Source organism: Kitasatospora purpeofusca, from assembly GCF_042691725.1.
GTDB classification, from domain to species: Bacteria; Actinomycetota; Actinomycetes; order Streptomycetales; family Streptomycetaceae; genus Kitasatospora; species Kitasatospora purpeofusca_B.
The window spans coordinates 2,209,641-2,232,264 of sequence record NZ_CP170483.1 but is presented as its reverse complement, the minus strand read 5'-3'; the positions used below and the strand labels follow the sequence as shown (position 1 = coordinate 2,232,264).

The 22,624-nt window shown below is 73.5% G+C and carries 17 protein-coding genes; 8 read left to right on the top strand and 9 right to left on the bottom strand.

What is annotated here, in order from left to right; all coding sequences use genetic code 11:
* Positions 1 to 42: 42 nt before the first annotated feature.
* Positions 43 to 2,421 (bottom strand): immune inhibitor A domain-containing protein, encoded by a 2,379-nt coding sequence (locus ACFCLZ_RS08960; protein ID WP_380284266.1) that lies wholly within the window; start codon positions 2,419 to 2,421, stop codon positions 43 to 45.
* A 193-nt stretch (positions 2,422 to 2,614) separates the two neighbouring features.
* The gene (locus tag ACFCLZ_RS08955; RefSeq protein WP_380284265.1) at positions 2,615 to 4,693 is read right to left on the bottom strand and encodes a prolyl oligopeptidase family serine peptidase; all 2,079 of its coding nucleotides are present in this window, start codon (positions 4,691 to 4,693) and stop codon (positions 2,615 to 2,617) included.
* Between the two features lie 93 nt (positions 4,694 to 4,786).
* On the opposite strand from ACFCLZ_RS08955, the gene ACFCLZ_RS08950 reads away from it, so the two are divergent.
* On the top strand, positions 4,787 to 5,956 hold the full coding sequence (locus ACFCLZ_RS08950; RefSeq protein ID WP_380284264.1) for an aminotransferase class V-fold PLP-dependent enzyme: 1,170 nt from the start codon (positions 4,787 to 4,789) through the stop codon (positions 5,954 to 5,956).
* 88 nt (positions 5,957 to 6,044) lie between these two features.
* On the opposite strand, the gene ACFCLZ_RS08945 is transcribed toward ACFCLZ_RS08950, so the two are convergent.
* Both ACFCLZ_RS08945 and ACFCLZ_RS08940 read right to left on the bottom strand, forming a co-directional pair.
* Positions 6,045 to 6,377, bottom strand: a complete 333-nt coding sequence (locus ACFCLZ_RS08945) for an ArsR/SmtB family transcription factor (RefSeq protein WP_380284263.1) — start codon at positions 6,375 to 6,377, stop codon at positions 6,045 to 6,047.
* 43 nt (positions 6,378 to 6,420) lie between these two features.
* A complete protein-coding gene (locus ACFCLZ_RS08940) occupies positions 6,421 to 6,795 on the bottom strand; it encodes a hypothetical protein (protein WP_344322143.1) in 375 nt (124 codons plus the stop codon).
* Positions 6,796 to 7,058: 263 nt separating this feature from the next.
* Here ACFCLZ_RS08940 and ACFCLZ_RS08935 point away from each other — a divergent pair, with 263 nt between their 5' ends.
* Positions 7,059 to 9,932 (top strand): DEAD/DEAH box helicase, encoded by a 2,874-nt coding sequence (locus ACFCLZ_RS08935; RefSeq protein ID WP_380286120.1) that lies wholly within the window; start codon positions 7,059 to 7,061, stop codon positions 9,930 to 9,932.
* Between the two features lie 855 nt (positions 9,933 to 10,787).
* Here the strand turns inward: ACFCLZ_RS08935 and ACFCLZ_RS08930 are convergent.
* Both ACFCLZ_RS08930 and ACFCLZ_RS08925 read right to left on the bottom strand, forming a co-directional pair.
* The gene (locus ACFCLZ_RS08930; RefSeq protein WP_380286119.1) at positions 10,788 to 11,690 is read right to left on the bottom strand and encodes a 5'-3' exonuclease H3TH domain-containing protein; all 903 of its coding nucleotides are present in this window, start codon (positions 11,688 to 11,690) and stop codon (positions 10,788 to 10,790) included.
* Positions 11,691 to 11,748: 58 nt separating this feature from the next.
* Positions 11,749 to 12,804, bottom strand: a complete 1,056-nt coding sequence (locus ACFCLZ_RS08925; protein WP_380284261.1) for a cation diffusion facilitator family transporter — start codon at positions 12,802 to 12,804, stop codon at positions 11,749 to 11,751.
* A 181-nt stretch (positions 12,805 to 12,985) separates the two neighbouring features.
* Here ACFCLZ_RS08925 and chrA point away from each other — a divergent pair, with 181 nt between their 5' ends.
* Positions 12,986 to 14,179: a chromate efflux transporter gene (gene chrA / locus ACFCLZ_RS08920; RefSeq protein ID WP_380284260.1), complete on the top strand. Its 1,194-nt coding sequence runs from the start codon at positions 12,986 to 12,988 to the stop codon at positions 14,177 to 14,179.
* 37 nt (positions 14,180 to 14,216) lie between these two features.
* On the opposite strand, the gene ACFCLZ_RS08915 is transcribed toward chrA, so the two are convergent.
* A complete protein-coding gene (locus ACFCLZ_RS08915; protein WP_380284259.1) occupies positions 14,217 to 14,954 on the bottom strand; it encodes a gamma-glutamyl-gamma-aminobutyrate hydrolase family protein in 738 nt (245 codons plus the stop codon).
* Between the two features lie 156 nt (positions 14,955 to 15,110).
* Between ACFCLZ_RS08915 and ACFCLZ_RS08910 the strand changes: the two genes are divergently transcribed.
* The 5 genes from ACFCLZ_RS08910 to ACFCLZ_RS08890 all read left to right on the top strand — a co-directional run bounded on the left by ACFCLZ_RS08910 (position 15,111) and on the right by ACFCLZ_RS08890 (position 20,801).
* Positions 15,111 to 16,535, top strand: a complete 1,425-nt coding sequence (locus ACFCLZ_RS08910; protein ID WP_380284257.1) for a glutamine synthetase family protein — start codon at positions 15,111 to 15,113, stop codon at positions 16,533 to 16,535.
* Between the two features lie 5 nt (positions 16,536 to 16,540).
* Positions 16,541 to 17,947: an aldehyde dehydrogenase family protein gene (locus ACFCLZ_RS08905; RefSeq protein WP_380286118.1), complete on the top strand. Its 1,407-nt coding sequence runs from the start codon at positions 16,541 to 16,543 to the stop codon at positions 17,945 to 17,947.
* Positions 17,948 to 18,037: 90 nt separating this feature from the next.
* Positions 18,038 to 18,793 carry a 3-oxoacyl-ACP reductase gene (locus tag ACFCLZ_RS08900; RefSeq protein ID WP_380286117.1) on the top strand — a complete coding sequence of 252 codons (756 nt, stop codon included), beginning with the start codon at positions 18,038 to 18,040 and terminating at the stop codon, positions 18,791 to 18,793.
* Between the two features lie 136 nt (positions 18,794 to 18,929).
* Positions 18,930 to 19,481, top strand: a complete 552-nt coding sequence (locus ACFCLZ_RS08895; protein WP_380284256.1) for an RICIN domain-containing protein — start codon at positions 18,930 to 18,932, stop codon at positions 19,479 to 19,481.
* A gap of 153 nt (positions 19,482 to 19,634) precedes the next feature.
* Positions 19,635 to 20,801 (top strand): DUF2510 domain-containing protein, encoded by a 1,167-nt coding sequence (locus ACFCLZ_RS08890; RefSeq protein WP_380284255.1) that lies wholly within the window; start codon positions 19,635 to 19,637, stop codon positions 20,799 to 20,801.
* A gap of 138 nt (positions 20,802 to 20,939) precedes the next feature.
* Here ACFCLZ_RS08890 and ACFCLZ_RS08885 read toward each other — a convergent pair whose 3' ends face one another.
* The gene (locus ACFCLZ_RS08885) at positions 20,940 to 21,863 is read right to left on the bottom strand and encodes a lytic polysaccharide monooxygenase (RefSeq protein ID WP_380284254.1); all 924 of its coding nucleotides are present in this window, start codon (positions 21,861 to 21,863) and stop codon (positions 20,940 to 20,942) included.
* Positions 21,864 to 22,139: 276 nt separating this feature from the next.
* Entirely contained in the window at positions 22,140 to 22,565 is a 426-nt protein-coding gene (locus ACFCLZ_RS08880; RefSeq protein ID WP_380284253.1) for a hypothetical protein, read from the bottom strand.
* Between the last annotated feature and the right edge of the window lie 59 nt (positions 22,566 to 22,624).

The window sequence follows — 22,624 nt, the reverse complement described above, 5'->3', positions numbered from 1 at the left end:
ACGGGAGACCCGGTGCTCAGGACACCGGGGGTGCGGGGGGTGTCAGGACGCGGGGCCCACCCGGACGGTGGTGATCCGCCCGCCCTGGGCCTCGCGGACCACCTCGATCTTCGTGTTGGTGTCCGGAACGTTGACCGCGAGCTGCGGGGTGGCCGGGTCCCGGTAGACGCCGCTGTGGTCGTTGAAGGCCGGGACGGCCGGCTTGGACCCGATCCGCACCGGGACACCCGACTTGTGCAGGGTGAACGCGGTGGTCGGCTTGAGCGAGAAGGTCGCGTCGTAGGTCTGCGCCCGGCCGTTGACCAGGGTGCCGTCGGCGAACCGGACCGGCGCCGGGCGGGCGTCGATCGGCAGGATCAGGCCGCCGCCCGGGTGGTCCTTGGTGTTGTTGTCGCCGTAGGCGGTGTCCCAGAGCCAGACGAGCACGCCCTCCTGGTACGGGTAGTTGTCGACGACGTCCTTCTTGCCCTCGACGCCGGAGTAGCCGAAGCTGTACGGCCCGGTCTTCAGGAACTCGCCGTAGCCGCTGTAGCGGCGGTTCTCCACCAGGTAGGCGCGCGGGTGCTGCTTGACGTAGGTGCGGCCGGTCACGACGGTGAAGCCGGTGCTGATCCAGCCCGCCGTGCCGTTCTCGGCGCCGTCGGCGAACAGCTCGGTGCCGCCGGCGGTGATCTTCACCGCGTCGACCAGGACGCCCTTGCCGTGGGTGTTGTTGTCCGAGGTGACGTGGAAGCGGAGCTTGACGTTCTTCCCGGCGTAGCCGTCCAGCGGGATGTGCAGCTGCCGGTAGGCGCCCGAAGTGCCGCTCAGGCCGGGGACGCCCGCGCTGGTGTTGCCGATCGCGGCGCCGTCCACGGTGCCGGGCAGGGCGGTCCAGCGCTTGCCGCCGTCGGTGGAGGCCTCGACGGTCAGGAAGTCGTAGTCCTGCTCGACGTCGTACCAGACCGCCGCGTCGAGGGCGGCCGGGCCGGTGGCCGCGGTGAGGTCGACGTCGCGGGCCAGCGCGTTGTCCAGGTCGTCGCCGGTCTGGCTCCACCACTGCTTGGCGCCCTCGCGCGGGTCGGCGAGGTCGGTGCTGGTGGTGCTGTCCGGCAGGTGGACCAGGACGGCCTGCGCCTGGTCGGTGTTGTAGCCGCTGACGCCGAGGGCGTGGCTGGAGCGGGTGGCCGCCTGCGCCTCGTCGTAGTTGAGCCAGCCGAACTGCAGCTTGCTCCAGGCGTCGAGGTCGCCGGGGTAGGCGCCGGTGGTGTTCTTGCCCTTGCCCAGGTACGAACCGGAGGACATCAGCGACCAGAAGTTGACGCTGTTGTCGCCGCCGGTGGTGCTGTAGAGGTCGGGCAGGCCGAGGTTGTGGCCGAACTCGTGGGAGAACAGGCCGACACCGCTGTTCTCGCCCGCCTGGACGTAGTCGTAGACGTACAGGCCGGTGTCGCCGACGGGCGCGCCGCCGATCTTGTTGCCCTCCGGGCCGACCTGGCCGGTCGGGTCGGGGAGGGTCCAGCTGCGGTGCGCCCACAGCGCGTCGGCCCCCTGGGCGCCGCCGCCCCAGGTCTCGTCGACGCCCGCGTGCACCACGATGACGTTGTCGAGGTAGCCGTCGGGCTGGGCGAACTCGCCGTCCTTGTCGTGGTCGTAGCGGTCGTAGACGTCGTACTGGGCCAGCTCGGCCTTGACGTCGGCGGCCGTGCGGCCCTTGGCGAGCTGGCCGTCGTACCAGGCCTTGACGGAGTCCCGGATGAACTCCTGGCCCTGGGTCCAGGCGCCGGAGCCCTGCGGGCCCTTGTTGGAGCCGTAGCGGGCCTCGTTCCAGGGCAGGGTGACCCAGTCGCTGACGGTGCCCTCGATGTCGTAGCGGCCGGAGGACTGGGTGCGGTAGTAGTTGCGCATCGAGACGGCGCCGGGCGCGTCGTCGAAGAACATCTTCTGGTAGTACTGCCGGCTGAAGTCCTGGTTCCAGAGCGTGTGGTTGTCGCTCTTGCCCGGCTTGGGGATGGCGTTGTGCTGCGGGCCGGGGGTGCCGCCGTAGCGCGGCTGACCGTTGTGGAGGGTGGTGGTGTCCACCTGGTCGCCGAACTGGGCGAGGATGACGAAGACCTTGTCCTTGCGCTGCTGGGCGAGTTGGACGTAGTCGTTGCCGACCCGCACCTTGGCGGGTGCCCGGCGGTCGGTGGTCTTCGCCACGGCGCCCTTGTTGACCTGCTCCAGCGCCTTGGTGCGCAGCGACTGGCGCTCGCGCTCCTGCGGGGCGAGCGGTGCGGGCGGGGCTTCGAGGCCGCCGGCCTCGGCGCCGGAGCCGCTCTCGGCGGTGAGGGCGGGCGCGGGGGTGGGCGAAGCGGCCTGGGCGGTGGTGGACCCGAGGAGGGTGGCCGCTATCGCGCTCGTGGTGAGCGCGGCCGCGAACGCCGCGGAGAGTCTGCGCAACTGACCGGTCCTTTCCGGACGGGGGTGGTCGGGTGAGCGCAGGTAATATTTCACATGTCATGGGTCACACGGAAGACTTCGGACAACCCTCGGGCCGCAAACGCCGAGCGCCGCACGGCCCTGGTGCGGGTCGTGCGGCGCTCGGGGTGAGGAGGGGCCGGCCCGGTCGTGCGGTCCGGCGGCGGGTCGCCGGTCAGCCCAGCGAGGCCCGCAGGAAGGCGAGTTCGGCCTGCGCCAGCTGCTCGTTGACGCCGCCCGGGGTCATGTGGGTGACGCCGGGCAGGGCCAGCAGGCTGTGCGGGCGGCCGGCCCGGGTGAGCGCCTGGGAGAGCAGCAGGGTGTGCGAGGGGTGCACGTTGTCGTCGGCCAGGCCGTGGATCAGCAGCAGCGGCCGGGTCAGTGACGGGGCGTCGTCCACCAGGCAGTCGGCCGCGTAGCCGTCCGGGTTCTCCTGCGGCAGGTCGAGGTAGCGCTCGGTGTAGGCGGTGTCGTACAGCCGGAAGTCGGTGGGCGGGGCGCCCGCGCAGGCCGCGTGGAAGACGTCCGGGCGGCGCAGCACGGCCAGCGCCGCGAAGTAGCCGCCGTAGGACCAGCCGCGCACGCCGACCCGGCCGAGGTCGAGGTCGGGGTGCGTGGCGCCGAGCGCCAGCAGCGCGTCCACCTGGTCGTCCAGCGCCACCTGGGAGAAGCGGCGGAAGATGGTCCGGGTGAAGGCGGGGGAGACGAACGGGGTGCCGCCGTTGTCGACGGTGACCACCGCGAAGCCCTGGTCGGCCCACCACTGCTTGAGCTGCCAGCGGCGCGGCTCGTTGGCCACCGCCTGGTAGCCGGGGCCGCCGTAGACGTCGAGCAGCACGGGCAGCCGCCGGCCGGGGACGTGCCCGCGCGGGTAGACCACGGCGCTCGGCAGGGCGCGCTCGGTGACCCGGGCCAGCCGCGGCTCGACCCGGTACGGCAGCGGGGCCGAGCGGTCCGTCAGGGGGGTGACGCCGTGCGGGGTGAGGGCCTCGCGGCGCACGCCGTCCGGGCCGGCCGAGGTGAGCAGCAGGGTGTCGCCGGCGGCCAGGGCGCTGTGCGCGCCGGGGCCCTCGGAGAGCCGCTCGGGGGCGCCGCCGTCCGGGTCGACCAGGTGGACGTGCTGGTCGAACGGGTCGCCCTCGCCGGTCTCGCAGAGCAGCTTCCCGCGCAGCCGGCCGACCACCCGGCGGATCTGCAGGCCGGAGGTGTCCAGCGGCTTGCCGTCCAGGGCCAGGCCGCGGGCCTCGGGGGTGTCGTGGACGGTGAGCAGCCGGCCGTCGTCCAGCCGGGCGGGGGTGCCGGGCAGGTCGTCGACCCAGAACGCGTCGGTGGTGCGGGAGAGTTCGGTGGTGGTGCCGGTGGCCGGGTCGGCGCTCAGCAGCAGGACGTTCTGCTGCAGCCGGTCGGCGACGGTGAGCAGCAGCTCGTCGTCGCCGTCCCACTCGGCGGCGCACAGGTAGGGGAAGGCGGCGGTGTCCCAGTCGAGTTCGACCCGGGTGCCGTCCAGGCCGAGCACCCAGAGCCGGACGTCGGCGTTGGGCCCGCCGGCCTGCGGGTAGGCGAACTGCTCGGGGGCCTGCTCGGGGTGGGCCGGGTCGGCGAAGTGGCGCGGGGGGACGGCGGACTCGTCCACCCGGGCGGCGAGCACGGCGGTGCCGTCCGGGCGCCACCAGTGGCCGCGGTGGCGGCCCAGCTCCTCGGCGGCGGCGAACTCGGCGACGCCCCAGCGGGCGCCGTCGTCCGGGCTGATCCGCTGGCGGCCGGGGACGTCGGCGGAGGCGACGTAGAGGGCGTCGTCGGCGACGTAGGCGACGAGCTCGCCGGTGGCGTTCGGGCGGGGGTCGAAGGCCGGGCCGGCGGTGGGGATCTCGGTGGTGCGGCCGGTGGCGGTCTCGGTGCGGAAGAGCCGGCCGTCCAGGGCGAAGACGGCGACGGCGAGGTCGGGGGTGGCGGCGTAGGTGCCGATGCCGGCGGCGGTGAGCCGGCTCCGCTCGCGCAGGCGGCGCTCGACGGCGGGCAGGTCGGCGGTCGCTCCGGTGCGGCCGGGGGCGAGGGCGGCGGGGTCGGCGGCCTCGCGCTCCTCGCCGGTGGCGAGGTCGAGGAGGTGCAGCCGGTCGAACCGGTCCTCGGGGCCGCTGGAACGCAGCAGCAGCAGGCGGGTACCGTCCTGGTTGAGCGAGATCGCTCGCGGGGCACCGAAGCTGAAGCGGCCGGTCCGGGCGCTGAGGGAGAGGTAGGGGTCGGTGATGGTCACTGCCCGATGGTCGCCGTGGGACCGGCTCGCCGACCAGTAGGGCGACATGTGAAATGTCACACATCACGTGATCCAGGTAACAGGAGGAACGCAGTGACCGAGACCCCGAGGACCGTCGTGCCCCCCGAGCCGCTGGCCGGCAGCGAGGGGCTGTTCTCGCTGGACCCGGCGGTGGTCCACCTCAACCACGGCTCCTTCGGCGCCGTCCCCGTCCCGGTCCAGCGGCTCCAGCGGCGGCTGCACGAGGAGCAGGAGGCCGACCCCGACGGCTTCTTCGCCGACCTGCCCGAGCGGGTCGCCGCCGCCCGGGCCCGGATCGCCGCCGCCCTCGGCACCGAGCCCGAACTGCTCGCCCTGGTGCCCAACGTGACCGACGCGATCGCCGTCACCCTGGCCAATGTGCCGCTCGCCGCCGGGGACCACGTCCTGGTCACCGACCACGGCTACGGCACCGTCGGCGAGGCCGTCCGGCGGCGCGCCGAGGACGCCGGCGCCGAGCTGCGCACGGTGCGGCTGCCGCTGGACCTGCCCGACGGGGACGCGGTGCGCGAGGCCGTACTGGCCGCGGTCACCGACCGCACCGTGCTCGCCGTCCTGGACGGCATCACCTCGCCGACCGCCCGCCGGATCGCCACCCCCGGGCTGCTGAGCGCCCTGCGCGGGCGCGGCGTGACCACCGTGGTGGACGCCGCGCACGAGCCCGGCATGCTGGCCGGGCCAGTCCCGGTGGAGGCCGACTTCTGGTTCGGCAACCTGCACAAGTGGGCCTTCGCCCCCCGGGCCACCGGCGTCCTGGTGGTCCGCCCGGAGTGGGCCGGCAAGATCCGCCCGCTGATCCTCTCCTGGGAGGACCACCAGGGCTACCCGGCCTCCGTCGAGTGGCGCGGCACCCTGGACTACACGCCCTACCTGGCCGCCCCGGCCGGGCTCGACGTGCTGGCCGGGCTCGGGCCGGAGCTGGTGCGCGGACACAACGAGCGGCTCGCCGGGTACGGCGCCGCGCTGGTCGCCGAGCGGGTGGGGCTGGCGCCGCTGCCGTCCTCGGCGGGGCTGTCGATGCGCGCGCTGCGGCTGCCGGCCGGGGTGGCCGAGACGCTGCCGCAGGCGCAGGAGCTGATGGCGCGGATGTGGCAGCGGCACGCCGTGCGGACCGTGGCGCGCCCGTGGCCGGGCGGCGGGGTGCTGCGGGTGTGCGCGCAGGTGTACAACCGGGCGCCCGAGTACGAGGTGCTGGCGGCGGGGCTGGCCGGGCTGCTCGGGTAGCCCGGCTCCCGGTGCCGCGTCGCGCCGCCCGTGCCGCCCGTGCCGCGCCGTCCGTGCCGCTGCGGGCCCGGTCCGCGTTGCCGCGGGCTCAGTCCGCGGCGGCGCGCAGCTCGGCGAGCAGCACGTGCTGGTCCGCGATGAGCCCGGTGAGGATCCGCCGCGCCGCCCGCAGCAGCTCGGTGACGTCCCCGCCGGCCAGCGCGTACACCACCGTGCTGCCCTCACGGGTGGCGGTGACGATCCCGGATCTGCGCAGCACCGCGAGCTGCTGGGAGAGGCTGGAGGGTTCGATCCGCAGCTCCGCCAGCAGCTCGCGCACGGGCGTCGGTCCGGCCTGCAGCAGCTCCAGGACCCGGATCCGGACGGGATGGCCGAGCATCCGGAAGAACTCGGCCTTGGCCTGGTACAGCGCGATCGCCACGGCGTTCCCTCCCTGTTTGGCCTGCCCGGTGCGTTCCCGGCCGTCAGATCTCCAGCGCCGTCTCGATCCGCTTCAGCTGGTGGCGGGCCATCGCGAGGTTGGCGCGCCCGCGGTTGAGGGCGAGGAAGAGGAACAGCCCCCGGCCGCCCTGCGTGGTCAGCGGCCGCAGCAGGTGGTACTGGCTGGTCAGGCTGACCAGGATGTCCTCGATCTCGTTGTCGAGCAGGTTGAGGTGCTCCATCGCCCGCATCTTGGCCCGCACCACGTCGGTGTTCCCGGCGGCGGCGACATTGAGGTCCAGCTCGCCGCCGTCACCGAGGGTGCCGAGTGCCATGCCGCTGCCGTAGTCGACCAGGGCGACGCCGATCGCGCCCTCGATCGCCATGGCCTCCTTGAGCGAGGTCTCCAGGTTCGCCATCGTGCGCTCCTCCCGCGGGCCCGGTGGGTATCACCGGGATGTGGCACCGAATGTAGGCAGACCGCACGGCGTGTCACCGCGGATGACCGGAGTCGTCCGAAGTCGGTCACCCGATGACCGATTGAAGACATTTGCAACTATGGATGTGAGAGAGAAGCGATCCCTTGCCCGGGAAAAACGGTGCTATCGATGTCAGCCCCGCCGGGTAACCTCTCGCTGAGATGCGAGATCACACCACCGACCCCCGCGACCCCCGGACGGCGATGAACACCCCTGAGCGCGAGCCCTCCGACGGCCCGGAGCTTTCCGACGAGCGGGAGCTCAGCCCCGCCGAGGCCTTCGCCGCCTCCCGCCGCCGGGCCAAGGAGCAGGCCACCGCCCTGTACGGCTTCCAGGAGCTCTACGACTTCCCGCTGGACGACTTCCAGCTGGAGGCCTGCCGCGCCCTGGAGGCCGGCGAGGGCGTCCTGGTCGCCGCGCCCACCGGCTCCGGCAAGACCATCGTCGGCGAGTTCGCCGTCCACCTCGCCCTCCAGGGCGGGCGCAAGTGCTTCTACACCACGCCGATCAAGGCGCTGTCGAACCAGAAGTACGGGGACCTCGTCCGGCGCTACGGCGCCGCCAAGGTCGGCCTGCTCACCGGCGACAACACCGTCAACGGCGACGCCCCGGTCGTGGTGATGACCACCGAGGTGCTCCGCAACATGCTCTACGCGGGCTCCAGCACCCTCGACGGCCTCGGCTACGTGGTCATGGACGAGGTCCACTACCTCGCCGACCGCCTCCGCGGCGCCGTCTGGGAGGAGGTCATCATCCACCTCCCCGAGTCCGTCACCCTGGTCTCGCTCTCCGCGACCGTCTCCAACGCCGAGGAGTTCGGCGACTGGCTGGACACCGTCCGCGGCGGCACCCGGGTCATCGTCTCCGAGCACCGGCCCGTCCCGCTCTGGCAGCACGTGATGGCCGGCAACCGGATGTACGACCTGTTCGCCGCCCCCGACCGCGACGGCCGCCCCAAGGGCAACCAGCGCAACCCCGGCAAGGCCGTCAACCCCGAACTCGTCCGCCTCGCCCGCAGCGAACTCGACCGCAACCCGCGTGACAAGTTCGCCCGCGGCCGCGGCCGCTCGATGCCGAATGGCCGCCCCGGCCGGGTCTGGACCCCGGGCCGCGTCGACGTCATCGACCGGCTCGACGCCGAGGGCCTGCTGCCCGCCATCACCTTCATCTTCAGCCGGGCCGGCTGCGAGGCCGCCGTCCAGCAGTGCCTCTCCTCCGGCCTGCGCCTCAACAAGGAGGGCGACCGCGCCCGGGTCCGCGCCCTCGTCGAGGAGCGCTGCGCCGACATCCCCGACGAGGACCTGCACGTCCTCGGCTACTTCGAGTGGCTGGACGGCCTGGAGCGCGGCATCGCCGCCCACCACGCCGGCATGCTGCCGCGGTTCAAGGAGGTCGTCGAGGAGCTGTTCGTGAAGGGCCTGGTCAAGGCCGTCTTCGCGACCGAGACCCTGGCGCTGGGCATCAACATGCCCGCGCGCTCCGTCGTCATGGAGAAGCTCGTCAAGTGGAACGGCGAGACCCACGCCGACATCACCCCCGGCGAGTACACCCAGCTCACCGGCCGGGCCGGGCGGCGCGGCATCGACGTCGAGGGCCACGCCGTGGTGCTCTGGCAGCGCGGCCTCGACCCGGAGGCGCTGGCCGGCCTCGCCGGCACCCGCACCTACCCGCTGAAGTCCTCGTTCCGGCCGTCCTACAACATGGCCGTCAACCTGGTCTCCCAGTTCGGCCGGCACCGCTCGCGCGAACTGCTGGAGACCTCCTTCGCGCAGTTCCAGGCCGACCGCTCGGTGGTCGGCATCGCCCGCCAGGTCCAGCGCAACGAGGAGGGGCTGGAGGGCTACCGCGAGTCCATGACCTGCCACCTCGGCGACTTCGAGGAGTACATGTCGCTGCGGCGGCAGCTCAAGGACCGGGAGAACGAACTCGCCCGCGAGGGCAGCAGCCAGCGCCGCTCCGCCGCGATCGAGTCCATCGAGCAGCTCAAGCCCGGCGACGTCATCCACGTGCCGACGGGCAAGTTCGCCGGCCTCGCGCTCGTCCTCGACCCCGGCCTGCCGCCCGTCAGCCGCTCGCCGCGCGGCGGCCCGCGCCACCCCGACTACCAGGACGGGCCGCGCCCCGTGGTGCTCACCGCCGAGCGGCAGGTCAAGCGGCTCGCGATGATCGACTTCCCGCACCCCGTCGCCGCGATCGATCGGCTGCGCATCCCCAAGTCCTTCAACCCGCGCAGCCCGCAGTCCCGCCGCGACCTCGCCTCCGCGCTGCGCACCAAGGCCGGCCACGTGGAGCCCGAGCGGTTCCGGCGCGGCCGCGCGGCCGCCGCCGACGACCCCGAGATCGGCCGGCTGCGCACCGTCCTGCGCCAGCACCCGTGCCACGGCTGCGACCAGCGCGAGGACCACGCCCGCTGGTCCGAGCGCTACCACCGGCTGCACCGCGACACCGAGCTGCTGGAACGCAGGATGCGCTCCCGCACGCACACCATCGCCCGCACCTTCGACCGGGTCTGCGGGCTGCTCGCCGACCTCGGCTACCTCAGCGGCGACGCCGTCACCGACGACGGCAGGCGGCTCGGCCGGCTCTACGGCGAACTCGACCTGCTCGCCTCCGAGTGCATCCGCGAGGGCGTCTGGAGCGGCCTCGCCGCCGCCGAACTCGCCGCCTGCGCCTCCGCGCTGGTCTACGAGGCCCGCCAGTCCGACGACGCCACCGCCCCCCGGGTCCCCGAGGGCGCGGCGAAGACCGCCCTCGGCCAGATGGTCCGCATCTGGGGCCACCTCGACGCCCTGGAGGAGCAGCACCGCATCAACACCGCGGAGGGCGTCGGCCAGCGCGAACCCGACCTCGGCTTCGCCTGGGCCGCCTACCGCTGGGCGCTCGGCCACTCCCTGGACTCCGTCCTGCGCGACGCCGACATGCCGGCCGGCGACTTCGTCCGCTGGACGAAGCAGCTGATCGACGTCCTCGGCCAGATCCAGGACGCCGCGGGGGAGGACGCCGACCTCCGCAAGACCGCCCGCAAGGCCATCGACGGCCTCCGCCGCGGCATCATCGCCTACTCCTCCGTCAGCTGACCCCGCCGGCGCCCGGGCTTCGAGCCTCTCGAAGCCCGGGCACCGCACGGCCGCCCCGTGCGGCTTCGGCTGTGCCTTGCCGCTGGCCGGGGGCTTCGCCCGTGCGGTTTCGGCTGCGCCTTGCCGCCCTTTCTGTTGCCGGCTGGGCCGCGGTGGGTGAGGCGGCCGGGTTGGCCTCTTCGGAGCGCCCGATGCGGAGTGGGAAGTCGGCCGTTCCGACTTCCCACTCCGCAGCTCTCCACCGTGACCACCCCACCTGACCTCGGCCGCTGCCCCTCGCTCGGTTCGAGCGAGGGGCAGCCACCAATGCCGGTCCTCCTCCCTCGGGGCAAGGGCGGGCGGAGTGGAAAGTCGACGAGGCCGACTTCCCACTCCTCGGCCCCACCTGAGACGGCGCGACGGCACCAGACAGTCGATGCGGCGGCCCTGCGCTCCACGCAAGGGGTCGCCGAAGGCCAAACCTCGGTGGCACTCGCTCGGACCGAGCGAGTGCCACCGACTGCAACGTGGATCGGGACGTGCGGAGCAGGAAGTCGGCCTGCCCGACTTTCCACTCCCGAGGCCCCGGCCTGCCCAGCTCGTCAGGCACCGTGCAGCCGTTCGGGGTTGACGCGCCCTACCCCTGGCGGTCCCCTTGCGCCTGGCGAGGGGACCGCCGGAACATCGTCATCCGGCTGTTGATCCGCTGAGGATCGGGCCGATGTCCCTTTGCAGCACTGACCAAGCCCGGGGCGGAGTGGGAAGTCGACGGGGCCGACTTCCCACTCCCGGTGGTGCCGGTCGGCACGGCGGCTGATGCGCGGCGCCGGGCGGAGCAGGGGCGAGCGGACGGGGCCGCCGCGCGGGGGTGTCGCGTCAGCGGGCGGTGAGGGTCTCCAGGACGCGGTCCAGGGAGGTGCCGAGGTTCCAGCGGGCGGAGAGGGACTCCAGGGTCATCGGGTCGAGCGGTTCGTTCGGCACGGCGGGGTCGAAGTCGGGGAGCGGGGCGTCGGTGGCGACCCGGACCACGGTGGGGGCGACGTCCAGGTAGGCCGAGGCCTCCAGGAGGTTGCGGCGCCGGGCCGGGGTCAGCTTGGAGCCGATGTCCTGGGCGGCGGCGCGGATCGTGGACAGGTCGCCGTACTCGTGGATCAGCTGGGCCGCCGTCTTCTCGCCGATGCCCTTCACACCGGGCAGGCCGTCGCTCGGGTCGCCGCGCAGGGCGGCCAGGTCGGCGTACTGGGCGCCGCGCACGCCGTACTTCTCCAGCAGCAGCGCGTCGTCGGTGACCTGGAGGTTGCCCATGCCCTTGACCGGGTAGAGCACGGTGATCTCGCGGGCGTCGTCGACCAGTTGGAACAGGTCGCGGTCGCCGGTGACGATCTGTACCGGCCCGCTGGCCTGCGCGGTGAGCGTGCCGATCACGTCGTCCGCCTCGTAGCCGGGGGAACCGATCCGGGCGATGCCGAGCGCGTCCAGCACCTGCTCGATCACCGGGACCTGCGGGGCGAGGGTGTCCGGCACCTCCTCCTCGCCGTCCGTCGCGGCCTCGGCGACCCGGTGGGTCTTGTAGGAGGGGATGAGGTCCACCCGCCACTGGGGGCGCCAGGCGGCGTCCATGCAGGCGACCAGCTGGTCGGGCCGGTGGTCGTGGACCAGCCGGGCGATGAAGTCCAGCAGGCCCCGGACGGCGTTGACCGGCTCACCCTGCGGCGAGCGCAGGGTGTCCGGTACGCCGAAGTAGGCCCGGAAGTAGAGGCTGGCGGAGTCGAGCAGCATCAGGCGGGGTGCGGTCACGCCTCCGATCATGCCGTACCGGGCGGACACGGAGGGCCTCCTAGTGCTCGTGCGGCCCGGCGCGGTGGACGGGGCCGTGGGCGTCGGCGCAGTGCTCGGGGGTGAGGTCGCCGGGCGTGGTGATCTGCAGCAGCGCGCCGGCCTCGTCCTCGCCGACGTGGTCGACCTGGAGGGTGCTGTGGGTGATGCCGTACTCGTCGGCGAGCCGGCGCTGGAGTCCGCGCCGCACCGCGTGGCAGTCGCCGCCCGGGGTGACCAGGATGTGCGCGGAGAGCGCGGGCTGCCCGGAGGTGATCTCCCAGATGTGCAGGTCGTGGATCTCCTCGACCAGCGGCTGGGCGACCATCCGGTCGGCGACCGCGTCCGGGTCGACGCCGGCGGGCGCGGCCTCCAGGAAGATCCGCCCGGAGTCGCGGACCAGGCCGACGCCCGCCTTCAGCATCAGCGCGACCACGATGAGGGAGGCGATCGAGTCGGCCCGGGCGAAGCCGGTGGTCACCATGACCACACCGGCCACGGCGGTGGCGATGAACGCGTACAGGTCGGTCAGGACGTGCTGGAAGGCGCCCTCGACGTTCAGCGAGCTGCGGTTGGCCTTGGACATGCACCAGGTGGCGGCCAGGTTCACCACGATCCCGATCAGCGCGGTGACCAGGACCAGCGAACCGGTCACCTCCGGCGGTTCGAACAGCCGGCTGATCGCCTCGTAGCCGAGCCAGGCGGACAGCACCAGCAGGGTCACGCCGTTGGCCTGCGCGGAGAGGATCTCGGCGCGCTTGAGACCGTAGGTGTAGCCGCCGCGCGCCGGGCGGGCGGCCAGCCGCATGGCGACCAGCGCGAGGACGATCGAGGCGGCGTCGGTGAGCATGTGCGCGGCGTCCGAGATCAGCGCCAGCGACTGGGCGGCGAAGCCGACCACCACCTCGCCGGCCATGAACACCACGATCAGCGCGAGCGCGCTCACCAGCCAGCGGCGGTCGGCGTCGGCGGAGACACCGTGCGAGTGACCGCCGTGGCCGCCGTGACCACCGTGGCCGCCGTGAGCCTGCTTCTGGTCATGCTCATGATCATGGTGGGAGTGCTCGTGGCCGACCATCGAAGTCCTCTCCTGGAACACATGAACGCACGGGTAAGGGGCGGGGCGGGCGACCGCCCCGCATTCGAAGTGAACCGCAGATCCGACGAAGATCCAAAGGCTGCACTGGAGACCGTTGTCATTGCCGCGCGGTAACCCCCGTCCGGTATCGTCGCGCCGCCGCTGAACAGGGGAGACGCACATGGAGACGACCGGACGGGTGAGCCTGGGCACGATCGCCCGCGCATGGGGCCGGATCGGCATCACCGGCTTCGGCGGACCGCCCGCGCACATCCTGCTGCTGCGCCGGCTCTGCGTGGAGCGGCGCAAGTGGCTCTCCCCGGAGGAGTTCGAGGACGGCGTCGCGGCGACCAACCTGCTGCCCGGACCGGCCTCCACCCAGCTCGCGATCCTCACCGCCTGGCGGCTGCGCGGCGTCCCGGGCGCGCTGGTCGGCGGGGCCTGCTTCATCGCGCCCGGGCTGGCGCTGATCCTCGCCCTCGCGGTGCTGTTCCTGGCCGGCGACCCGCCGCGATGGGTGCTCGGCGCGGCCGCCGGCGCGGGTGCGGCCGTCCCGGCGGTCGCCGTGCAGGCCGCCACCTCACTGCTCCCCGCGAGCTTCACCCGGGCCGGCCGGGGCCGCGCCGCCCGCGCCCGCTGGGGCGGGTACGCGCTCGCCGGGGCGCTGGCGGCCGTGCTGACCGGGCCCTGGCTGGTCCTGGTGCTGATCGCCTCCGGCCTGGCCGAGATCGCGGTCCGGGCGCGCGGGAGGGGGCCGGGGGAGAGCGGCGGACCGGGCCGCGAACGCCCCCGCCGTCCACGGGCCGGCCTGCTGCCGCTCGCCGCCGGGCTCCCCGCGCTCGGCGGGCTCGGCGCGGTGGCCTGGGTGGCGTTCAAGGTGGGCGCGCTCTCCTACGGAGGAGGGTTCGTGATCATCCCGCTGATGCACGACGACGCCGTCGACCGGTACCACTGGATGACCGACGGACAGTTCCTCAACGCCGTCGCCCTCGGCCAGGTCACCCCCGGGCCGGTGGTGCAGACCGTCGCCGTGGTCGGTTACGCGGCCGCCGGGATCGCCGGCGGGCTGCTCGCCGCGGCGGTCGCCTTCGCGCCGTCCTTCCTCTTCGTGATCCTCGGCGGCCGGCACTTCGACCGGCTGCGGGCCGACCGGCGGGTGCAGGACTTCCTCACCGGCGCCGGCCCGGCGGTGATCGGCGCCATCGCCGGCTCGGCCCTGCCGCTCGCCGCCGCGCTCGGCACCGGCTGGCAGGGGGTCGTGCTGGCCTTCGCGCTGCTCTGGCTGGTGGCCGCCCGGCGAGGGGTGGTGCTCGCCCTGCTGGCCGCCGGCGTGGCCGGGGTGATCGCCACGGCGGCCGGACTGCCCCTGCCCTGAGCGGGTCCCCTGCCCTGAGCGGGTCCCCGGGGCGGGGCTACCCCACCTCCACCGGCTCCAGCTGCACCGACCGCGCCGCCGTCGCCGCCCGCACCAGCGCCTGCATCACCCGCAGGTCCTCGCCCTGCTCCGGATGCCACTGCACCCCGAGCGTGAACCCCGGCCCCTCCACCGCCTCCACCGTCCCGTCCGGCGCGTGCGCGCTCACCCGCAGCCCCGTGCCCAGCCGGTCCACCGCCTGGTGGTGGAAGGTCGGCACGCTCAGCTCCGGCTCCTGCAGCAGCCCGCCCAGCAGCGTCCCCGGCACCGGCCGCACCAGGTGCGTCCCGTACCGGCCGGGCGAGCCGGCGTGCACGTCCACCTCGACGACGTCCGGCAGGTGCTGGATCAGCGTGCCCCCGCACACCACGTTGAGCACCTGCATGCCCCGGCAGATCCCCAGCAGCGGCATCCCGGCCGCCAGCGCCGCGCGCAGCAGCGCGCTCTCCCAGACGTCCCGCTCCACCGCGTCGATGTCGCTCAGCGGGTGCGGCGGCTGCCCGTAGTAGGCGGGGTCGATGTCCGGCCCGCCCGCGATGACCAGGGCGTCCAGCCGCGCGAGGACCTCCGGCGCGCGCTCGGGGGCGTCCGGCGGCAGCAGCACCGCGACCCCGCCCGAGTCCTGCACGTAGGCGGTGTACCGCTGGGGCACCAGGGCCACCCGGCGGTCCCGCCAGTCGCTCCAACTCGCGTCCACCAGATAGGTGCTGACGCCGACAAAAGGCCTGCGTTCCATGGCGCGCATTCTCCTCCCGCACCGCCTGATCCCCCGTCAACCTCGCCTGTCGGCGCGCCACACCCGCCCGCCCTCTTCCATGCTCTCCGCGGCAGGCCGTACGGTTCGCTGTGACCGCTTGATCTCGCTGCGTGATCGAGGAGGAGGGTGTCCGCCATGCCCGACCGCACCACCGCGCCCGGCGGCGCCGGGCCCGAGCCCGGTACCGCCCCCGGCACCCTGCCGCGCCGCGCCCCGCTGACCCTGAACGAGCTGCGCGCCCTGGTCGACGCCGGCGAGGTCCACACCGTCGCCCTCGGCTTCACCGACATGCAGGGCCGCCTCCAGGGCAAGCGCTTCGCCGCCCGCTTCTTCCTGGACGAGGTCGCCGAGCACGGCGCCGACGCCTGCGAGTACCTGCTCGCCGTCGACGTCGAGCTCAACACCGTGGACGGCTACGCGCTCTCCTCCTGGGAGACCGGCTACGGCGACTTCGCCATGCGCCCCGACCTGTCCACCCTGCGGCTGACCCCCTGGCAGCCGGGCACCGCCCAGGTCACCGCCGACCTGGCCGGCCGCGGCGGCCACCCGGTGGCCGCCGCGCCCCGCCAACTGCTGCAGCGCCAGATCGCCCGGCTGGCGGAGCACGGCCTGGCCGCCGACATCGGCACCGAGCTGGAGTTCCTGGTCTTCCGCGACACCTACGAGCAGGCCTGGCAGGGCGGCTACCGCGGACTGACCCCGACCAACCTCTACAACGCCGACTACTCGCTGCTCGGCACCGCCCGGGTCGAACCGCTGCTGTCCCGGATCCGCACCGAGATGGCCGGCGCCGGCCTGGTGGTGGAGTCCGCCAAGGGCGAGTGCAACCTCGGCCAGCACGAGATCGCCTTCCGCTACGCCGACGCGCTGACCACCTGCGACCAGCACAGCGTCTACAAGACCGGGGCCAAGGAGATCGCCGCCCAACTCGGCTGCGCGCTCACCTTCATGGCCAAGTACGACCAGCGCGAGGGCAACAGCTGCCACATCCACCTGTCGCTGCGCGACGCCGTCGGCGCCCCGGCGTTCGCGGGCGCGGACGGCCGGATGACCGACACCATGCGGCACTTCCTGGCCGGACAGCTGGCCGCGCTGCGCGAGTTCACCCTGCTGTACGCGCCGAACATCAACTCCTACAAGCGCTACCGCCCGGGCTCGTTCGCCCCGACCGCCGTCGCCTGGGGCCGGGACAACCGGACCTGCGCCCTGCGGGTGGTGGGGCACGGCGCCTGGCTGCGGATGGAGAACCGGGTGCCCGGCGGGGACGTCAACCCGTACCTGGCGGTGGCCGGCATGATCGCCGCCGGACTGCACGGGATCCAGCGGAAGCTGGAGCTGCCCGCCCCCTGCCTCGGCAACGCCTACGCCGTCGAGGACTACGTCCGGGTGCCCGGCTCGCTGCGCGAGGCGGCCGACCTGTGGGGCACCAGCGAACTCGCCCGCGCCGCCTTCGGGGACGACGTGGTCGAGCACTACCTGCACATGGCCAGGGTCGAGCAGGCCGCCTACGACAGCGCGATCACCGACTGGGAGCGCTACCGATCCTTCGAGCGGATGTGAGCACCATCGACACCGTCACCTTCACCGCGGACGAGGCCGAGGACGGGGCCGGGACCGGTGCCCGCGCCGTCCGCAACCCCGCCACCGGCGAGGTCCTCGGCAGCGTCCCCGACACCACCCCCGGGCAGCTGGACGCCGCGGTGCGGCGCGCCGTCGAGGCACAGCGCGGCTGGGCCGCCCTCGCCCCCGGCGAACGGGCCCGGCTGCTGCGCCGGTTCGCCGACCAGGTGGAGGTGCACGTCCCCGAACTGGCCGGGCTGGAGGTCACCGAGGCCGGCCACACCATCGGCAACGCCACCTGGGAGGCGGGCAACGTCCGCGACCTGCTGGAGTACGCGGCCGGGGGAGTGGAGCGGCTGACCGGGCGGCAGATCCCGGTGGCCGGCGGGCTGGACGTCACCTTCCACGAGCCGGTCGGGGTGGTCGGGGTGATCGCCCCGTGGAACTTCCCGATGCCGGTCGCCGCCTGGGGCTTCGCCCCCGCGCTGGCCGCCGGGAACGCCGTCCTCCTCAAGCCCGCCGAGGCGACCCCGCTCACCGCGCTGCGGCTGGCCGAACTCGCCCTCGCCGCAGGGCTGCCGGAGGGCCTGTTCCAGGTGGTGCCGGGCGCCGGGCCGGTGACCGGCCGGGCCCTGGTCGATCACCCCGCGGTGCGCAAGATCGTCTTCACCGGCTCGACCGAGGTCGGCAAGGAGGTCGCCGCCCGCTGCGCGGCCCGGGCCAAGCGGGTCACCCTCGAACTCGGCGGCAAGAGCCCCAGCATCGTCTTCGCCGACGCCGACCTCGAAGGCGCCGCCGACCCGATGTCCTTCCTCGACAACAGCGGCCAGGACTGCTGCGCCCGCAGCCGGATCCTGGTCCAACGCGAGGCCTACGACGACTTCCTGGCGCTGCTGCTGCCCGCGGTCGAGCGGATCCGCACCGGCGACCCGGCCGACCCGCGCACCGCGCTCGGCCCGCTGATCTCGGCCGAGCAGGTCCGCCGGGTGGCGTCCTACGTGACGCCCGAACTGCCGGTGCTGGCCCGCGGCACGGTGCCGGACGGGCCCGGCTCCTGGTACCCGCCGACGGTGCTGGCGCCCACCCGGGAGGACGTCCCGGCGGTCACCGAGGAGATCTTCGGCCCGGTCGCGGTCGTCCTGCCGTTCACCGACGAGGCGGACGCCCTGCGGCTCGCCAACGCCACCCGGTACGGCCTGTCCGGCTCGATCTGGACCCGCGACCTCGGCCGGGCGCTGCGGATGGCCCGGGGCGTCGCGGCGGGCAACCTGTCGGTCAACTCGCACGCCTCGGTGCGGTACTGGACGCCGTTCGGCGGCTTCGGGGAGTCCGGGGTCGGCCGCGAGCTGGGGCCGGAGGCGCTGGCGCACTTCACCGAGACCAAGAACGTCTTCATCCGGACCGAGGAGTAGGAGCACCCGGTGACCCACCAGTCCCACCACCCCCGCGCGTCCGAGAGGTCGGAGAAGGCGGCCCAGCCCGCCGCGCCGGTCTGCCGCCGGCTGGTCGGCCGGACGGCCGTGATCACCGGCGCGGGCAGCGGGATCGGCCTGGCCTCGGCCCGCCGGCTCGCCGCCGAGGGCGCGAAGGTGGTCTGCGCCGACATCGACGAGACCACCGGCAAGGCGGCGGCCGAGGAGGTCGGCGGCCTCTTCGTGCACACCGACGTCACCGACCCGGCGATGGTCGAGGCGCTCTTCGACGAGGCCTACGAGACCTTCGGCGGCGTGGACGTCGCCTTCAACAACGCCGGCATCTCGCCGCCGGAGGACGACTCCATCCTCACCACCGAACTGGACGCCTGGCGCCGGGTCCAGGAGGTCAACCTGACCTCGGTCTACCTCTGCTGCAAGGCGGCGCTGCCGTACATGCGCCGGCACGGGCGCGGGTCGATCATCAACACCGCGAGCTTCGTGGCCCGGATGGGCGCCGCGACCTCGCAGATCTCCTACACCGCCTCCAAGGGCGGAGTGCTGGCGATGTCCCGCGAGTTGGGCGTCCAGTTCGCGCGGGAGGGGATCCGGGTCAACGCCCTGTCCCCGGGGCCGGTGGACACCCCGCTGCTGCGCGAGCTGTTCGCCAAGGACCCGGAGCGCGCGGCCCGCCGGCTGGTGCACATCCCGCTGGGCCGGTTCGCCCGCCCGGAGGAGATCGCCGCCGCGGTGGCCTTCCTCGCCAGCGACGACTCCTCGTTCATCACGGCGAGCGAGTTCCTGGTCGACGGGGGCATCGCCGGCGCCTACGTGACACCGCTGTAGCCCTTGGCGGGCCCCGGTGGTCCGACTGCGAAACTTCTCCGAAGTTCGAGTACAACCCTCCTGGGGTGGCGCGGGTCTTGTCATGCGAAGGCCGCGGGATCCACCCGCGCCGGTCAACGTTCCAGGGGGGAACAGGATGACCCACTCGTCCATCGTGCGCCGGCTCTCCGGCACCGCCGCCGCCGTCACGCTCGCCGCCGGTGCCGCGCTCGTCTCCGCCGCACCCGCGTCGGCGCACCCGATCATCGACATCGGGTACGACGTGGAGGTCCGGGCGGTGCACAGCGGCAAGTGCCTGGAGATCGCCGACTGGCGGACCGACGACGGCGCGCCGCTCCGCCAGTGGAACTGCACCGGCGGCGACAACCAGAAGTGGCGCTTCAACGGCGACGGCACCATCGTCAACGTGCACAGCGGCAGGTGCCTGGAGGTCCCGGGCTGGAACTTCCAGCCCGGGGTTCAGGTGGGCCAGTGGACCTGCCACGGCGGCGCCAACCAGAAGTGGGAGGGGTTCAACCGGATCTCTGAGCTGCAGTCCCTCGCCATCGGCAGCTCGTCCGCGCTGAAACTCGTGTTCGACGTCGCCGGTGTGAGCACGGACGACGGTGCTCCCGTGATCCTCTGGGGGGCGGGCGGCAGCTATTACAACCAGCAGTTCACCTTCAACCCCGAGGCGCCGGGCGCCTGAGCCGGTACCCGCCGAGCGGCGCGGGCTCCCGTGCCGCCCGGCGGTGCCGCCCGGCCGGGGCGCTCACCTTCTCACCGTAATCTCATCGAAAAGGCCGGGAATCCGGGGTCCAGCTGATTTCGCGCTTATCCGGCTGCGCCTAGATTCTCTGGTGTGAGTGAGCAGATCCCCGCCGGGTGGTACCCGGACCCGAAGGACATCACCAGCGACCCGAGACCGCAGCGCTGGTGGGACGGCAAGGGGTGGACGGTCAGTACCCGGCCCGCACCCTCGGACGCACCGCCGCCGCAGGCCCCGGCGGCCGGCGCTCCGGGGCCGGAGGAGGCCGCCGGACCCCAGGTGCTGGAGGGGGAGGTGCTGGAGAGCGGGCCGTCGGTCCGCTACCCGGAGCCGCCCCCCTTCGGCACCGCCTACGGTTCGCCGGTGCCGCCCGCGCCGAAGCAGCGGCGCAAGCCGTCCAAGGTGGTGATCGCGGCGGCGGTGGCGGCCGTGCTCGGCCTCGGCGTCGGCTCGGGCGTCACCTACCTGGCGACGGACGACCACGGCGACCGGCACCGCGCCGCGCGTTCCTCCGACGCGGCCGGGCCGGACGGCGACGGCAGTTGGCGCGGGCTGCCGGGCTTCGGCGGCCCGGGCGACAACGGCAACGGCAACGGCCCCGGAGGCAACGGCAACGGCCCCGGAGGCAACGGCAACGGCCCCGGAGGCAACGGCAACGGCAACGGCGGCCAGGGCAAGGGGAACGGCAACGGCGGGAACGGCCGCGGCACCGGCAGCGACCAGGCCGTCGACGTGGTCAACCGGCTCGTCCTGCCCGTCCCCGCCGGCTGGGAGGGCGGCACCACCCGCGACGGCTACGCCGCGCTCAGCATCGGCTCCTACGACTGCGAGGGCGGCGGCACCTGCTCGCTGGGCGGCGCCAACACCGGCCGGATCGACGGCGGCGGCACCGACGCGCAGGCGGCGGCCAAGGCCGACATCGAGAAGGCGGCCAAGGACTCCTACAACGAGATCGCCTCGCACGAGGAGCTCAAGTCCGAGGCGGTCAAGGTGGACGGCCGGGACGGCTACCTGGTCCGCTGGAAGGTGGACGCCGTCAAGGGCAACGACGGCTACGTGCAGACCGTGGTCTTCCCGTCCGCCGACGGCAAGTCCCTGGTCTCGGTGCACCTGGGCTTCGACATCGCGGCCAAGGCGCCGGACGTCGCGGTGATGGACACCATCGTCAAGGGCATCAACGACTACAGCGGCAAGGTGCCGGCGATCCCGGGCTTGCCCGGCGGCCCGGACGGCGGCGGCAGCGGTACCTCGAACACCTGACGCGCCACGGTTCGGCTCACGCACGGCGGCGGCCCGCCCGGAACACCTGCCGGGCCGGCCGCCGTCTTTCACAGGGGGTGGATCGGCCGGGGCGGGGCCGAACGGGGGATGGAGCGGCCCGGCCCCGGCTTCCGGCGGTCAGCCGTCGTGTCGCACAGCCTCGACCCGACGGCGCCGGAGCACCATGCCGGCCCAGCCGACGCCGATCGCGGCGGCACCGGCGAGCAGCAGCGGACCGGTGGCGGAACCGCCACCCACCGCCGCGCTGTCGGCCGCGACGACCCGGCCGGCGGGCTCCTCGGCGTTGCCGCCGTGCCCGTGGTGGGCGACGGTGGACTTGGACTGGTCGGCGGCGATCTGCGCCTCGCTGGGCGCGGCCGGGGCCTGGGCGGCGAGCGCCGACACCGCGCCGGCGGTGGTGGCGCCCTTGCCGAAGTCGAGGTCGGAGCAGCTGTAGAAGGCCTCCGGGCTGTCGGTGCGCTGCCACACCATGTAGAGCAGCTGGCGGCCGGTGCGCTGCGGCAGGGTGCCGCTGTAGTTGTAGTAGCCGTTGTCGGAGGTGCGGGAGGTGGGCACCTGCGCGACCGGGACCGCGTCGAGGTCGGACCACTTCAGCGGCTGGGTCGGGTCCCAGCTCTGCTTGGTGATGTAGATGGTCTGGTTGCCCTGGTGCGGGGCGGTGACGCGGAACTTGAAGTCGACCTTGCCGGCGGTGACCGGGCTGGCCGGCCAGTCGGCGCGCGGCAGGTCCAGCGCCTTGTACTTGTCACGGCCGGCGGAGCAGAGCTTGCCGTCCGGGATCTGCGCCTGGTGGTTGCCGGCGACGCTGGGGAGGTTGACCTCGTTCCAGTCGTACAGCGGCTGGGTGCCGCCCAGCGCGACGACGTCCTTGCAGATCTGCGACTTGGGGGTCTCCGGACCCTCCGCGTAGCAGGCCGCGACGCGGCTGACCGGGTTGGTGACGGTACCGTGCGCGCCGGCGGTGCCGATGCCGGCCGCCGAGACGGAGAGGAACGCGGCGCCGATGACGCCGACGGACATGGCGGTTCGCTTGATGGACATGGGGTGGGGACTCCTTGACCGTGAACCGGGTCGAGGCTGTGTGGGGGGATTGCCGGGCACGTCTGCCCGAGGGACCGGCCGACCCGGCGTGCGGCCCCTGCGCTGAGCGTATGATTGGACTAGACCAGCTGGCAATAGCGCGTTGTGGGCCACTTTTTGACGGAATGTAGGCCCGTGAACAGCGCAAAGGCCCGATGGGGTGCCTGGGTTAGGCATCCCATCGGGCCCTCTTAAGGTCCGGCCAAGGTTCCCCGGCGCTCCGGGCGGCCGATCCGGTCAGTTCGTGTCGGATCCGGGCGGCGGGGCCTGGTAGTTCCGGCCGAGTCGACCCACCTGGAACACGTTGCCGTGGTGCGTCCCGCCGGTGATCGTGTTGTTGTACACCGTGATGTTGGTCGTCCCCTTGGTGAACTCCACCAGGAGGGAGCGGAATTCCATCGCCGCCTGCGGGTCCTCGCGCAGCGCCCGGCGGATCCGGTTGCGCACCTCCGCGGTCTGGTCGTCGACCAGCTCGGTGTCGCCGTTCGCCCGGACCAGCTCGACCCGGATCTCCTCCAGCTCGGCGGACACCTCCTCGGCGTCCCGGCCGCGCCCCAGCAGGCCCGCGAGCCGTGAACGCAGCTGCGTCCAGGCCTCGGTGGCCATCAGTCCGACCACCGTCGTGGCACCCGTGGTCACCAGCTGCGCGATCTCGGCCTCCACGGCCTCCCCCTCTCACCGTTCCGGATTGCGCTCCCACGGTAGTGGAACGGCCACCGGGC

Excerpts from the sequence above, each read along its gene's own strand:
- ACFCLZ_RS08935 (WP_380286120.1), top strand. The coding sequence starts at position 7,059 with ATGAACACCCCTGAGCGCGAGCCCTCCGACGGCCCGGAGCTTTCCGAC.
- ACFCLZ_RS08925 (WP_380284261.1), bottom strand. The coding sequence starts at position 12,804 with ATGGTCGGCCACGAGCACTCCCACCATGATCATGAGCATGACCAGAAG.
- ACFCLZ_RS08895 (WP_380284256.1), top strand. The coding sequence starts at position 18,930 with ATGACCCACTCGTCCATCGTGCGCCGGCTCTCCGGCACCGCCGCCGCC.
- ACFCLZ_RS08885 (WP_380284254.1), bottom strand. The coding sequence starts at position 21,863 with ATGTCCATCAAGCGAACCGCCATGTCCGTCGGCGTCATCGGCGCCGCG.
- ACFCLZ_RS08930 (WP_380286119.1), bottom strand. The coding sequence starts at position 11,690 with ATGCTGCTCGACTCCGCCAGCCTCTACTTCCGGGCCTACTTCGGCGTA.
- chrA (WP_380284260.1), top strand. The coding sequence starts at position 12,986 with ATGGAGACGACCGGACGGGTGAGCCTGGGCACGATCGCCCGCGCATGG.
- ACFCLZ_RS08915 (WP_380284259.1), bottom strand. The coding sequence starts at position 14,954 with ATGGAACGCAGGCCTTTTGTCGGCGTCAGCACCTATCTGGTGGACGCG.
- ACFCLZ_RS08940 (WP_344322143.1), bottom strand. The coding sequence starts at position 6,795 with ATGGCGAACCTGGAGACCTCGCTCAAGGAGGCCATGGCGATCGAGGGC.
- ACFCLZ_RS08910 (WP_380284257.1), top strand. The coding sequence starts at position 15,111 with ATGCCCGACCGCACCACCGCGCCCGGCGGCGCCGGGCCCGAGCCCGGT.